The organism is Quisquiliibacterium transsilvanicum, from assembly GCF_014202215.1.
GTDB lineage: Bacteria > Pseudomonadota > Gammaproteobacteria > Burkholderiales > Burkholderiaceae_E > Quisquiliibacterium > Quisquiliibacterium transsilvanicum.
Window position 1 is genome coordinate 366,518 of the sequence record NZ_JACHGB010000004.1, and the last position, 13,351, is coordinate 379,868.

Annotated in this window: 11 protein-coding genes and 1 tRNA gene; 8 read left to right on the forward strand and 4 right to left on the reverse strand. The window is 68.8% G+C overall.

What is annotated here, in order from left to right; genetic code table 11:
• Positions 1–14 precede the first annotated feature (14 nt).
• The 4 genes from HNQ70_RS11100 to HNQ70_RS11115 are packed head-to-tail and all read right to left on the reverse strand — an operon-like array spanning position 15 to position 5,379.
• The gene (locus HNQ70_RS11100; protein WP_183967429.1) at positions 15–2,996 is read right to left on the reverse strand and encodes a valine--tRNA ligase; all 2,982 of its coding nucleotides are present in this window, start codon (positions 2,994–2,996) and stop codon (positions 15–17) included.
• A gap of 37 nt (positions 2,997–3,033) precedes the next feature.
• Positions 3,034–3,432 carry a hypothetical protein gene (locus HNQ70_RS11105; RefSeq protein ID WP_183967431.1) on the reverse strand — a complete coding sequence of 133 codons (399 nt, stop codon included), beginning with the start codon at positions 3,430–3,432 and terminating at the stop codon, positions 3,034–3,036.
• Positions 3,433–3,475: 43 nt separating this feature from the next.
• Positions 3,476–3,895 (reverse strand): DNA polymerase III subunit chi, encoded by a 420-nt coding sequence (locus HNQ70_RS11110; protein WP_183967433.1) that lies wholly within the window; start codon positions 3,893–3,895, stop codon positions 3,476–3,478.
• Positions 3,892–5,379, reverse strand: coding sequence for a leucyl aminopeptidase (locus HNQ70_RS11115; RefSeq protein ID WP_183967435.1), 1,488 nt, complete (start codon positions 5,377–5,379; stop codon positions 3,892–3,894). The genes HNQ70_RS11110 and HNQ70_RS11115 overlap by 4 nt, the downstream gene beginning before the upstream one ends.
• A gap of 122 nt (positions 5,380–5,501) precedes the next feature.
• Here HNQ70_RS11115 and lptF point away from each other — a divergent pair, with 122 nt between their 5' ends.
• From lptF to HNQ70_RS11155, 8 genes are all read left to right on the forward strand, one after another.
• Positions 5,502–6,599: an LPS export ABC transporter permease LptF gene (gene lptF / locus HNQ70_RS11120; protein WP_183967437.1), complete on the forward strand. Its 1,098-nt coding sequence runs from the start codon at positions 5,502–5,504 to the stop codon at positions 6,597–6,599.
• Entirely contained in the window at positions 6,596–7,729 is a 1,134-nt protein-coding gene (gene lptG, locus HNQ70_RS11125) for an LPS export ABC transporter permease LptG (RefSeq protein WP_183967439.1), read from the forward strand. The genes lptF and lptG overlap by 4 nt, the downstream gene beginning before the upstream one ends.
• Positions 7,730–7,983: 254 nt before the next feature.
• Positions 7,984–9,561 carry an ArnT family glycosyltransferase gene (locus HNQ70_RS11130; RefSeq protein WP_183967441.1) on the forward strand — a complete coding sequence of 526 codons (1,578 nt, stop codon included), beginning with the start codon at positions 7,984–7,986 and terminating at the stop codon, positions 9,559–9,561.
• Positions 9,558–10,481, forward strand: coding sequence for a CysB family HTH-type transcriptional regulator (locus HNQ70_RS11135; protein ID WP_183967443.1), 924 nt, complete (start codon positions 9,558–9,560; stop codon positions 10,479–10,481). Before HNQ70_RS11130 ends, HNQ70_RS11135 begins: the two co-directional genes overlap by 4 nt.
• 53 nt (positions 10,482–10,534) lie before the next feature.
• Positions 10,535–10,610: transfer RNA gene (locus tag HNQ70_RS11140), tRNA-Ala, on the forward strand.
• A 190-nt stretch (positions 10,611–10,800) separates the two neighbouring features.
• Positions 10,801–12,015 carry a tyrosine-type recombinase/integrase gene (locus HNQ70_RS11145; protein WP_183967445.1) on the forward strand — a complete coding sequence of 405 codons (1,215 nt, stop codon included), beginning with the start codon at positions 10,801–10,803 and terminating at the stop codon, positions 12,013–12,015.
• A 117-nt stretch (positions 12,016–12,132) separates the two neighbouring features.
• A complete protein-coding gene (locus HNQ70_RS11150; protein WP_183967447.1) occupies positions 12,133–12,822 on the forward strand; it encodes a hypothetical protein in 690 nt (229 codons plus the stop codon).
• A 101-nt stretch (positions 12,823–12,923) separates the two neighbouring features.
• Positions 12,924–13,142, forward strand: a complete 219-nt coding sequence (locus HNQ70_RS11155) for a helix-turn-helix transcriptional regulator (RefSeq protein WP_183967449.1) — start codon at positions 12,924–12,926, stop codon at positions 13,140–13,142.
• Positions 13,143–13,351: the final 209 nt, after the last annotated feature.

Sequence of the window (13,351 nt, forward strand, 5' to 3'; positions counted from 1 at the left end):
TGCCGGGGCTGCGCTCAGCCCAGCCGTGCCAGCTGCTCCTGCAGTCGCTGAACCGTGGCGCCGAAGGCTTCGAGCCGTTCGCGCTCCTGCGCGACCACCGCCGCGGGCGCGCGTTCGACGAAGCTGGCGTTGCCGAGCTTGCCCTGGGCCTTGCGGATCTCGCCCTCGATGCGGGCGATCTCCTTGCCCAGGCGCTCGCGTTCGGCGGCCACGTCGATCTCCACCTTCAGCATCAGGCGGGTGGCGCCGACGATCTGCACCGGCGCGATCGAGCCCGCGGGAAGCTCGCCTGCGATCTCCACCTCGGAGAGCTTGGCGAGCGCCTGCAGGTAGGGCGCCTGCCCGGCCAGCCTTGTCCGGTCGCCGGCTGCCACCAGCGGCAGCTTCTGCGCGGGCGAGATGCTCATCTCGCCGCGCAGCGCGCGGCAGGCGTCGACCATTGCCTTGAGCTCGGCCACCCAGGCCTCGGCGGCCTCGTCGATCTTCGCCGGCTCGGCCTGCGGGTAGCGCTGGGTCATGATCGAGAAGCGGCGTTCGGCCACCGCTGCGGCGAGCGCCTCGCCGGCCAGCGTCTGCTCGCCGCGCTCGCCATAGCGGCCGGCAAGCGGCGCCACCTTCTGCCACAGCGCCTCGGTGATGAACGGGATCACCGGATGCGCCAGCCGCAGCACCGCCTCCAGCACGCGGATCAGCGTGCGGCGGCCGGCGCGCTTCTGCGCGTCGCTGCCGCCCTGCAGCTGCACCTTGGCCAGTTCCAGGTACCAGTCGCAGTACTCGTTCCAGACGAACTCGTACATCGCGCGCGCGGCGAGGTCGAAGCGGTAGTCGGCGAAGTGCTTCTCCACCTCCGTCTCGACGCGCTGCAGCTGCGAGACGATCCAGCGGTCGGCCTGGCTGAACTCCAGGTAGCCGCCGGGCGCGCACTGCGCGGCATCGTGCGGCGCCAGGCCGCAGTCCTGGCCCTCGCAGTTCATCAGCACGAAGCGGGTGGCGTTCCACAGCTTGTTGCAGAAGTTGCGGTAGCCCTCGCAGCGATTCAGGTCGAAATTGATGTTGCGGCCCGGGCTGGCCAGCGACGCGAAGGTGAAGCGCAGTGCGTCCGCGCCAAAGGCCGGGATGCCGTCGGGGAATTCCTTGCGGGTGCGCTTCGCGATCGATTCGGCCTGCTTCGGGTTCATCAGGCCGGTGGTGCGCTTGCCCACCAGGGTGCCGGTGTCGATGCCGTCGATCAGGTCGATCGGGTCGAGCGTGTTGCCCTTGCTCTTCGACATCTTCTGGCCTTCTGCATCGCGCACCAGCGCATGCACGTAGACGTCGCGGAAGGGCACCTTGCCGGTGAAATGCACCGTCATCATCACCATCCGGGCGACCCAGAAGAAGATGATGTCGAAGCCGGTGACCAGCACCGAGGAGGGCAGGAATTGCTCGAGCTCCGGCCGAATGTTGGGGCGGCCGTCGACGAAGGGGCGCTGCGGGTCGGCCAGCGTGGAGAAGGGCACCAGCGCCGACGAGAACCAGGTGTCGAGCACGTCCTCGTCGCGTGCCAGGCCGCCCTGCCAGCCGGCGGCGCGCGCGTGCGCGAGCGCATCGTCCTCGCTGCGCGCGACGAACACCGTGCCGTCGTGCACCGCGCGGCCCTCGGCGTCCGCCTTGTACCAGGCGGGGATCTGGTGGCCCCACCAGAGCTGGCGCGAGATGCACCAGTCCTGGATGTTCTCGAGCCAGTGGTTGTAGGTGGAGGTCCAGTTCTCGGGCACGAAGCGGATCGAGCCGTCGGCCACGACCTCTAGCGACTTCTGCGCGATGCTCTTGCCAGGGAACAGCGTGCCCTCGGGCGCGGGCTTGCTCATCGCGACGAACCACTGGTCGGTGAGCATCGGCTCGATGACCGCGTTGGTGCGGTCGCCGCGCGGCACCATCAGCCGGTGCGGCTTGACCGATTCGAGCAGGCCCAGCGTCTCGAGGTCGGCGACGATCTTCTCGCGCGCGTCGTAGCGGTCCATGCCGCGGTAGCGCGCGGGCGCCTCGTCGTTGATGCGGGCGTCGAGCGTCAGGATGCCGATCGTCGGCAGGCCGTGGCGCTGGCCCACCGCGTAGTCGTTGAAGTCGTGCGCCGGCGTCACCTTGACCACACCGGTGCCGAACTCGCGCTCGACGTAGGCATCGGCGATGATCGGGATCTCGCGCCAGCACGCGGCATCCATCGGGTCGGCGCCGGTCAGCGGCAGGCGGACCGTGCGGCCGATCAGGTGCGCGTAGCGCTCGTCCTCGGGATGCACCATCAGCGCGGTGTCGCCCAGCATGGTCTCGGGGCGGGTGGTGGCCACGGTGAGCTGGCCGCTGCCGTCGGCCAGCGGGTAGCTGATCTGCCAGAGCTTGCCGTCCTCCTCCTCGCTGACCACCTCGAGGTCGGAGACCGCGGTGAGCAGCTTCGGGTCCCAGTTCACCAGGCGCTTGCCGCGGTAGATCAGCCCCTGCTCGTACAGGCCGACGAACACTTCCTTGACGGTTTCCGACAGCGTCGGGTCCATCGTGAAGTATTCGAGCGACCAGTCGGTGGAGGCGCCCATCCGGCGCATCTGCCGGGTGATCGTGGAGCCGGACTCGTGCTTCCAGTCCCAGACCCGCTCGACGAACTTCGCGCGGCCCAGGTCGTGGCGGGAGACTCCCTGCGCGTCGAGCTGGCGTTCGACGACGATCTGGGTGGCGATGCCCGCATGGTCGGTGCCCGGCAGCCAGAGCGTGTTCGCTCCCTTCATCCGGTAGTACCGGGTGAGCGCGTCCATGATCGTCTGGTTGAACGCATGCCCCATGTGCAGCGTGCCGGTGACGTTGGGCGGCGGCAGCTGGATGCTGAAGGCGGGCGCGCCGGCCTGCTCGCCTGCGCCGAAGTAGCCGCGCTCCTCCCAGGTGGGATACCAGAGCGCTTCGATGTCGCGTGGCTCGAAGCTCTTGGCGAGCGCGTTCTGTTCGCCGGTGGCGGAAGGGGAGTTCATCTGGGGGAGCCGTGCAAGTGCCTGATCGGACGGCGGATTATATCGGCGCGCGGTCCCCCGCCCCGCCGTGCTCGATCTCGGCCTGCACCCGGGCGAGCTCCTCGGCGACCGCGCGCGCGACGACGTCGCGGGTGAGCTGCGAGACCGCGCCCTGGAGCTCGAGCTGCAGCTGGGCAGTGGCACGCTCGATCACCGCGTCCAGCGTGCTGCGCAGCGACTGCTCGAAGAGTGCCTCCGAGCGGCGCATCAGCTGCTCCAGCACGTTGTCCTGCACCTGGCGGGAGAGCGCAGACCAGTCGACGTCGGAAAGCGCGGCCGGCAGGTCGGGCGCGCGGTAGCGCGGCGCCTCGACCACCTCGGTGAGCAGGGGGATCGCGTCGTCGCTGCCGGGCAGGCCCGGGCCGCCGGGACCGGTGGGGTCGAGCGGAGGATTCATGCTTGGGCTCCTGCGCGGCGCGCGTCGTGGGGGCGGGTGGGATTCAGTCCGCTGCCAGCTGGTGGCCGGCAAGCGGATAGCCGCGGTCCCGGTAGAAGCGCCAGCGCTCGCGAGCCTGGGCCCGGTCGCGCTCTTCGCTCGATACCACCTCGAACAGGCGCTCGAAGCGGCTGAAGAAGGACGGAGTGGCGTGGGACAGGTTGACAAGGTTGTCGGAGTGCGGCGTGTCGGCCGACTCGCTGCACAGGATCACCGGGGTTCGGTCGGCGAGCGCGTCGCCGGCGAACACGTGCGGGATGAAGTCCAGCTTCGAGAAGGTCCACAGCAGGCGGTCGAACTCGGCCAGCGTCAGCGGGTCGCCGAACACCACCACCTGCTGGCCGGCGCGGCGGATCTTGCGCACCAGCCGGCAGGCGTACTGGAGCTTGTCCGCCGCGTTGAAGTGGAAGTCGACCCGTGTCATCGGCTCCCGGCGCGTGCCGCGAGGAAGCCGGCGAGCAGCGGTACGGGCCTGCCGCTCGAGCCCTTGGCCGCGCCGGAGCGCCAGGCGGTGCCGGCGATGTCCAGGTGCGCCCAGTCGTAGGCCTTGGTGAAGCGCGACAGGAAGCAGGCCGCAGTGATCGAGCCCCCGGCCCGGCCGCCGATGTTGGCGACGTCCGCGAACGGGGACTTCAGCTGGTCCTGGTATTCGTCCTCCAGCGGCATCCGCCAGCAGCGGTCGCCGGACTCGCGGCCCGCCGCCACCAGCTCGTCGGCCAGCGCGTCGCTCGCGCTGAACAGGCCGGTGTTGTGGTGGCCGAGCGCGATCACGCAGGCGCCGGTGAGGGTGGCGACGTCGATCACTGCCGCCGGCTTGAAGCGCTCGACGTAGGTGAGGGCGTCGCACAGCACCAGCCGGCCCTCGGCGTCGGTGTTCAGGATCTCGATGGTCTGGCCCGACATGCTGGTGACCACGTCGCCCGGACGGGTGGCGCCGCCGCCGGGCATGTTCTCGGCGGCCGGGATCACGCCGACCAGGTTGATCGGCAGCTTCATCTCGGCCACGGCGCGGAAGGTGCCCAGCACCGAGGCCGCGCCGCACATGTCGTACTTCATTTCGTCCATCTCGGCCGCGGGCTTGAGCGAGATGCCGCCGGTGTCGAAGGTGATGCCCTTGCCGACCAGCGCCACCGGCGCCTGCTTCGCGGGCCCGCCCTGGTACTGGAGCACGATCAGCCTGGGCGTCTGCTCGGAGCCCTGGGCCACCGCCAGCAGCGCGCCCATCCTGAGCGCCTGCATCTGCCGGCGCTCGAGCACCTGCACCTTGATCTTGAATTCGTTCCCGAGCCTGGTCGCGGCGTCGGCGAGGTAGGCCGGGGTGCAGACGTTGCCTGGCAGGTTGCCGAGGTCCTTGGCGAGGTCGACGCCGTTGGCAAGGGCCACCGCGTGCGCGATCTCGCGCTCGGCGGCGGCGCTGGCGGCTCGCTCGACCAGCAAAGCGAGACGCTCGGGCCGGGGCGGCTGCGGCTCCTTCTTGGACTTCATCCTGTCGAAACGATAGGACGCCTCGCGACCGAGCGTCACCTGGGTGCGCAGCCGCCAGTCGGACGAGCGCCCCGCGACCTCGGCTTCGTGCAGGGCCGACACAGCTTCCGACCCCGACAGCGTGGCGAGATGGCGCAGCGCGCCGCGCACGGCTTCGGTATACGACTTCTCGCTGACCTGGGCCTCCTCGCCCATGGACACCAGCAGCACCCGGGCCACCCGCTTGGGGTCGCCGTAGATCATCAGCGTGGAGCCCGCCTTCGGCTGCAGGTCGCCGTGCGCGATGGCCGCGGCAAGCGATCCGCCCAGCGCGGCGTCGAGCGCGGCGCCGGCCGCACCGAGCTTGCGCCCCGGCAGCACGGGGATGACGGCGCAGGCCGTTTTCAGCGATTCGGCGGCGGAAGTCTTTATACTGAATTGCATTGCAGCATCCCTTTGGGCGACCGGCCGATTATACGGTCCGGTCCCTCACGCGCCGGGCGCGGCGATCCGCCCGCATGCCTTCGCCGCAGGGCAGTGCTGCGCGCAACGACCCGCTCCCGCCCATGCTCTTCACCAAAGCCCTGCGCCGTGATCTCGCCAACCTGGCGGGGGTGGTCTTCGCCACCCTCTTCACGGTGCTGGTCACCACCACGCTGATCCGGCTGCTTGGGCGGGCAGCCGGCGGCAAGGTGGACACTGCCAGCCTCGTGCCGCTGGTCGCCTTTAGCGCGATCAACGCGCTGCCGGTGCTGCTGGTGCTGACGCTCTACGTTTCGGTGCTGCTCGCCATCACGCGGGCCTACCGGGACTCCGAGATGGTGGTCTGGTTCGCGAGCGGGCGCAGCCTGCTCGACTGGATCCGGCCGGTGCTGGGCTTCGCGCTGCCCTTCATGCTGATCGTTGCCCTGGTCGCCTTCGTCGCGGGCCCCTGGGCGAGCCGGCAGTCCGACGAGTACCGCAGCCGCTTCGAGCAGCGCGAGGACGTCTCCCAGGTGGCGGCAGGGCAGTTCCGGGAGTCTGCGTCCTCGTCGCGGGTGTTCTTCGTGGAGTCGATCAGCGACGACCAGCGCGAGGTGCGCAACGTGTTCGTCACCCAGCAGGAGGCGGGGCGGGTGAGCATCGTGGTGGCGGCGGCAGGCGGCATCCAGGGCGAGGAGACCGGCGAGCGCTTCCTGGTGCTGGAGAAGGGGCGGCGCTACGACGGCGAGGCGGACGCCCCCGCGTTTCGCCTGATGGAGTTCGAGCGCTACGGGCTGCGGCTCGAGCCGCGGGCGCTGGCGGCGCGCGACCAGTCCTCCAAGGTGAAGGGGACGATGGTGCTGATCGCCGATCCCACGCCGCGCAACCAGGGCGAGCTGCTCTGGCGGATCGGTCTGCCGGTGTCGGCGGTGGTGCTGGCGCTGCTGGCCATCCCGCTGTCCTCGTTCAACCCGCGCGGCGGGCGCTCTGTGAACCTGATCGTGGCGCTGCTGGTCTACGTCACCTACAGCAACCTGCTCTCGCTGAGCCAGGCCTGGGTTTCTCAGGGAAAGGCGCAGTTCGGGCTGGCGGTGTGGGTGATCCACGCGGCGCTGCTCGCGGTCGCGGGGCTGCTGTTCTGGAGACGGATGACGCTGCCGCTGCGGCGCCGCTCGCTGCTGCCGTGGAGGGCCGCGGCTTGACGCTCATCGGTCGCTACCTGGCCCGCGAGGTCTTCGCCGCGGTCGCCTTCGTGCTCGCGGCTTTCCTGGCGCTGTTCACCTTCTTCGACTTCATCAGCGAGCTCGAGGACATCGGACGTGGCGGCTATCGCGTCCAGCATGCGCTGGCCTTCGTCGTGCTGAACATTCCGGGGCACGTCTACGAGCTGATGCCGATCGCGGCCCTGATCGGCTCGATCTTCGCGCTGGCGCAGTTCGCCTCGCACTCCGAGTACACCGCGATGCGCGCCGCCGGGCTCGGTCGGCGGAGGGCGCTCGCGGCGATCACCTCGGTGGGCGCGGTGATCGCCCTGGTCACCGTGCTCTTCGGGGAACTGCTCACGCCGCCTGCCGAGCGGCTGGCGCAGCAGGTGCGCCTGGGGGCGATCGGCGGGACCGTGGGCGTGCAGTTCCGCTCCGGCCTGTGGATCAAGGACACGCTGAAGGACTCGGAGGGCAGGGTGCAGCGGCTGCGCTTCGTCAACGTGGCCGAAGTAATGCCGGACACGACGCTTCGCGACCTGCGCTCCTTCGAGTTCGACACCGACTTCCGGCTGCTGGAGATCGTGCGGGCCGCATCGGGCAGCTTCACGCCGCCTTCGGGCTGGCGGCTGATGAAGGTGCAGCGCACGCTCTTCGAGCCGGTGAAGGTGGCCGACAGCACCGTGGCGCTGAGCGCGGTGCGCACGCAACTCGAGCGCCACGACTGGGCGTCGGAGCTGACCCCCGAGATCCTGGGCGTGCTGACCCTGGATCCGGAGCGGATGTCCGCGTGGTCGCTGGTGCGCTACGTGCAGCACCTGCGCGAGAACCTGCAGCGCGCCGACCGCTACGAAATCGCACTGTGGAAGAAGGTGTTCTATCCGATCGCGGTGGTGGTGATGATGGCGCTGGCGCTGCCCTTCGCCTACCTGCAGTCGCGCAGCGGCGGCATCGGCTACAAGGTGTTCGCGGGCATCATGCTTGGCGTGGCGTTCCATTTCCTGAACGGGCTGTTCTCGCATCTTGGCCTGCTCAACACCTGGCCCGCGTGGCTGGCGGCGGGCGTTCCGAGCATGATCGCGCTGGTGCTTGCGATCGGCATGCTCGCCTGGGTCGACCGGGCGCGCTGAGAACGAACCCGCTCAGGGTTGTCCTTTAGCCGAAACCCGTAGACGAAGGCCCTCCCTTTGGCTAGCATCGGTCCGTCTTGCGCGCTGTGCACCGTCACGGGGCGCGCAGGGCATCGAGGAGGAGGAGAGGCAGCGATGCTGCTTTTTTCGGGCGCACAGCGATGTGCGCCCCTTTTATTTCCCGCTCCATTTTTCGCTCCCCTGCAGGGCGCGCCTGCGGCGGGCCCTGGGTGGGCCTGCCTCGTTCGACTGGCATGAACAGCACTCCCGAAACCAGAACCTTCTTCGCGCTAGCCGCGATCACCCTGCTGCTGCGCGGCGCGCTGGCGGCCTGGTTGCCGATCACCGGCGACGAGGCCTATTTCCACGCCTGGGGCAAGAACCCGGACTGGGGCTTCTACGACCACCCGCCGATGGTGGGCTGGTGGCTGGCGGCGATGTCCGCGATCTCAGACCATCCCTTCGTGCTGCGCCTGCCGGCGCTGCTCGCGCCGCCGCTGGTCGGGCTGATCGTCGCCGCGACGCTGGCGCGCCACGGCGCGGCGCTGGCCTGGAGCGCCGCGACGCTGGTGCTGCTGGTGCCGCTGAACGCCTGGAACGTGGCGATCACCACCGACATCCCGCTGATGATCTTCAGCGCCGGCGCGGTGGCCGCCTACCTGCGCGCGCTGCGCACCGGCCGCGGGCTGGACTTTCTGCTGGCCGGGCTGATGCTGGGCGGCGCGCTGCTCTCCAAGTACTTCGCCGCGCTGCTGGCGCTGGCGATCTTCTTGCACGCGGTCACCCGACCCGGGCGGCAGCGGGTGTTCGGGATCTCGCTGATCGTGCTTGCCAGCCTGCCGGCGGCGCTGCTGCAGGTGGTGTGGAACTGGCAGAACTGCTGGCCGAACGTGATGTTCAACGTGGTCAACCGCCACGACAACGCGGGCTGGTCGCTGACGACGCCGCTGCTGTACCTGGTATCGCTGGCCTACGTGCTCACGCCGCCCGTGCTGTGGGCGCTGGCGCGAGGCACCGGCCGCCTGGGCTCGGCGGGCGTGCATGGCGCATCGCGCGAGCGCACCGCGCTGGCCTGGCTGGCCGCGATTCCGTTCGCGGTGTTCGCATTGCTGTCGGCGGTCAAGACGATCGGCCTGCACTGGCTGGCCAGCTTCGTGGCGCCCGCGGTGATGCTGTTCGCGCTGGGCCCGGCGGGCGCGGCGGGGCAGGGGGGTGCAGCGGGGCAGGGCGGGTACGCTGACGCGGCGGTGGGGGGCGGGCTGCGCCGGGCAGTGCGCTTCGCCGCCGGCCTTGCGGTGGTGCACTACGTCATCATCGCCGGCCTGGCGGCCGCGCCGATCGAATGGTTCGCGGATTCGAAGCGTTACCAGGGCATCGTGATGACGCTGCGCCCGCAGGCGCTCAACGAGCGCATCGAGCCGCTGGCGGACCGCTTCGTCGTCACCGCGCGCGGCTACTCGCCCGCGGTCACGCTGGGCTTCAACCTGGGGCGGCACGTGCCGGTGTTCGGCTCGGGCTCCAGCCATGCCCGACATGACGACATCCTGACCGACTTCCGGGCGCTGGACGGCCGCGACCTGCTGGTGGTGAGCAAGGAAGTCCCGGACCGGGCCGAGTACGAGCCCTACTTCAAGCGCGTGGTCTATCGCCAGGAGCAGGTGCTCGGCGCCACCTTCCACTTCATCGAGGGCTACGGCTTCCGCTACGCCGCCTACCGGGATGCGGTGCTCGAGGAGATCCGCGCGCGCTGGTACGCGGTGCCCAGCTGGCTGCCGCGCGGCCCGTGCTATTTTTGCGACCGCTACTTCCCTGAGCGGTCCTGCCACCGATGAACCTGCAGCAACTGCGCTTCGTCCAGGAGACGGCGCGGCACAACTTCAACCTGACGCATGCGGCGCAGGCCATCGGCACCTCGCAGCCCGCGCTCTCGCGCGGCATCCTCGAGCTCGAGGCCGAGCTGGGGGTGGACATCTTCGTGCGCCACGGCAAGCGCATGCTGGGGCTCACCGAGCCGGGCAAGGCCATCCTCGCCCGCGCCCAGCGGGTGCTCGCCGAGGTGCAGGGAATCGAGCGGGTGACCGCCGACTTCCGTGCACGCGACGCCGGAGAACTGCGCATCGCCACGACGCACACCCAGGCGCGCTACGTGCTGCCCTCGGTGATCCGCGAATTCCGCAAGCGCTATCCGGCGGTGCGCCTGACGCTGGTGCAGGGCAATCCGCGCCAGATCACCCAGTCGCTGCTGGGCCGGGAGGTTGACTTCGCGATCGCCACCGAAGTGTCGGACGAGCTGCCCGAGATCCTGACCATCCCCGCCTTCGAGTGGGAGCACGTGGTGGTGGTGCCCAACAAGCACCCGCTGCTCGAGAAGCCGCTCACGCTGCAGACCCTGGTGCGCTACCCGATCATCACCTACGTCGAGGAGTTCACCGGCCGGCGCCGCATCGACAAGGCCTTCGCAGACGCCGGTCTTGAGCCGGACATCGTGCTGGCCGCGATCGACTCCGACGTCATCAAGACCTACGTGGCGCTGGGCCTGGGCGTGGGCATCATGGCCGACCTCGCCTACGACGCCGGTCGCGACCGCAGCCTGACCGCGCTGCCCGCCGGCAGCCTGTTCGGCGTCAATCACACCCGGCTGGCGGTGCGCCGCGACGCCTTCCTGCGCGGCTTCGCGCTGACCTTCATCGAGCTCTTCGCCCCCGCGGTGGACCGCAAGCTGCTCGAGCGGCTGATGCGCAAAGACGACTAGCCGCGGCACTGGCGTGCATATGCGGGATTTTTCGCTATAATCCCGCTTCTGTTGGGGCGGTAGCTCAGCTGGGAGAGCGTCGCGTTCGCAATGCGAAGGTCGGGAGTTCGATCCTCCTCCGCTCCACCATTACATCATCCGTTGATGTCCAACGGAATCCCGAAACCGGCCTAAGTGCCGGTTTTCTTTTGGGTTTTTCGTCCGTGCACGGGTAACATCGTCCAGCGACATCCAGTCGCGGACCGGGGTAACTATCCGGGTAGCTCACCTACCCGGCGCAGAGTTACCCGATTCCGAGTTACCCGGACGGGGGTTACCCATGCCGCTCACCGACACTGCAATCCGCAACGCCAAGCCCGGCCCGAAGCCGATCCGGCTGCGCGACGAGCGCGGGCTGTACCTGGAAGTCGCCCCGAGCGGCGGCAAATGGTGGCGCTTCCGCTACCTGTTCGCGGGTAAGGAAAAGCTGCTCTCGATGGGCACTTACCCGGATGTCGGACTGGCGAAGGCCCGCGAGCGGCGCGACGAGGCCCGCAAGCTGCTGGCCGACGGGATCGACCCGAGCCAGCATCGCAAGGCCGCGAGAGCCGCCGGGACCGAGCGCGCGGCGAACAGCTTCGAGGTGGTGGCCCGCGAGTGGTACGCGAAGATGTCTCCGAGGTGGGCGGCTTCGCACGGGGACAAGGTGATTCGGCGACTTGAACGCGACCTCTTCCCGTGGATCGGCGCGCGTCCCGTGGCCGAAGTGACCGCCCCGGAACTGCTGACGGTCCTGCGGCGAATCGAGGGGCGGGGGACCGTCGAGACGGCGCACCGAGCGTTGCAGAACTGCGGGCAAGTGTTCCGCTACGCCATCGCCACCGGCCGCGCCGAGCGCGATCCGTCGGGCGACCTGCGCGGGGCGCTCGCGCCGATGAAACATGAGCACTTCGCAGCGGTGACGGACGCGAAGGCCATCGGGCCGCTACTGCGGAAACTCGACGGGCACGCCGGAACGCTCGTCGTCCAAAGCGCAATCCGGCTTGCGCCGCTGCTGTTTGTTCGTCCCGGCGAACTGCGCACCGCCGAGTGGGCCGACATCGACCTGGACGGGGCCGAATGGCGCTACACCGTGACCAAGACTCGCACCCAGCATATCGTCCCGCTGGCGTCTCAGGCAGTGGCAGTCCTGCGCGACCTTCACCCGCTGACCGGGCGAGGACGCTACGTTTTCCCCGGTGCACGGGACCATGAGAATCCGATGAGCGACGCGGCGATCCGGGCGGCGATGCAACGTCTCGGGGTGCCGAAGGAAGTCATGTCGGTTCATGGGTGGCGAGCGACGGCGCGAACGATCCTTGATGAAGTTCTGGGCGTGCGGCCGGACCTGATCGAGCATCAGCTTGCCCATGCCGTCAAAGACCCGAACGGGCGCGCGTACAACCGCACGGCGCACTTGCCGCAGCGGCGGGAAATGATGCAGCAATGGGCCGACTGGCTGGACCGGCAACGGGCCGGCGCGGAAGTGATCCCGATGCGGGGCAACGTCGCGTGACCTGAGAGAACCAGAGCTTTGCCGCGCCTAGCCCGAGGCTGATCCCCGAGGGCGAAAACCGGGTTCCCTTGCCCGGCTGGCGCGGCATCCGATCAAGGGGCGCGAAAGGGCGCGCGAATGGAATTCATCCAGTACGACGAACTCGCCAAGCGGGAACGGGAATTGCCCGATTGGATCGTGGCCCAGTACAGGCTGCATCCAATGAATGCCAAGGCGTACCTTCAACTCGACTACTGGACTCCCGAAGAAGCTGCGGCCCTCGTCTTGGGGTTTCATCCGGTAGCCGTCAAAGAGCACCACGATCCAGCGTACCTGCAAAAGCTTGCGGAGAACGGTGACGCAATCCGAGCGGAGATGAACCCCGACGACTTCCTCGTCTGGGTCGAGATTAACAACGTACTCAAGCTTGGGGGTTACAGAGGCGTTCTCATGAACTTCCGACGTCATTGGGAGTACCGAGGGCAAAGGTACATCTCACCGCTGGAGTGGGTGCAGAGAGCGAACGCCCTAGAGGCAAGGCTCCCGACCACTATTGAGGATTGGTTCAAGAGCATAGAGAGCGGCTCCCGTACCGGCGACACAGGGCAACCATCTCGCCGCGCAGAGACAACGTACTTGAACATCATCGGAGGACTAATAGGTCTGATGCTTGGGAAGTCCCCCGGTGGGCAGCCGCTGTCCGTATACGACAGTCAAGCCGCGATCATTGCCGCCCTGCTGGCGCACCATGAGGGCAAGCCCGGAATGTCGGAGAGAAGCCTGGAACAGAAATTCGCAGCCGCCAAGCGCAGCTTGACCGGAACCTAGCGCCGCAACTGCGGTGCAGGCCGCCGCAACTGCGGTGCGTCAACTCAATGGAGAAACGAGGATTGCCCGAACGAGACTAACTCGGACGAGGACACTCCGCGATGCACCAACTACCCGTCACCGGCTTCCTGCGCCTGCCGTCGATCATCGGCGACGACAAGGCGACCCCGCCAATCCCGGCGCTGATCCCTGTTCGCAAATCGACCTGGTGGGCGGGCGTGAAGTCCGGCCGCTTCCCCAAGCCGATCAAGCTGGGGCCGCGCGTCACCGCCTGGCGCGTCGAGGACATCCGCGCGCTGATCGACCAGGCCGGGCAGTAAGGGGGCGACATGGCGACCCCCGCAAAAGACAAGGGCCGCAGCGGTGGCGACCGCGCGACCCCGAAGGCACTTCCGAACTTTCGGCGTCGTATCGCGCAGCGCACGCGAGCGGCAATCGAGCGCGCGGCCGTTTGGGGCTTCGTCCCTGTCACCCTGGCGCGGCGGCTCGTCCGTCGGATCGGGGGCGGCGATGCATAGCGAAGCGCAGC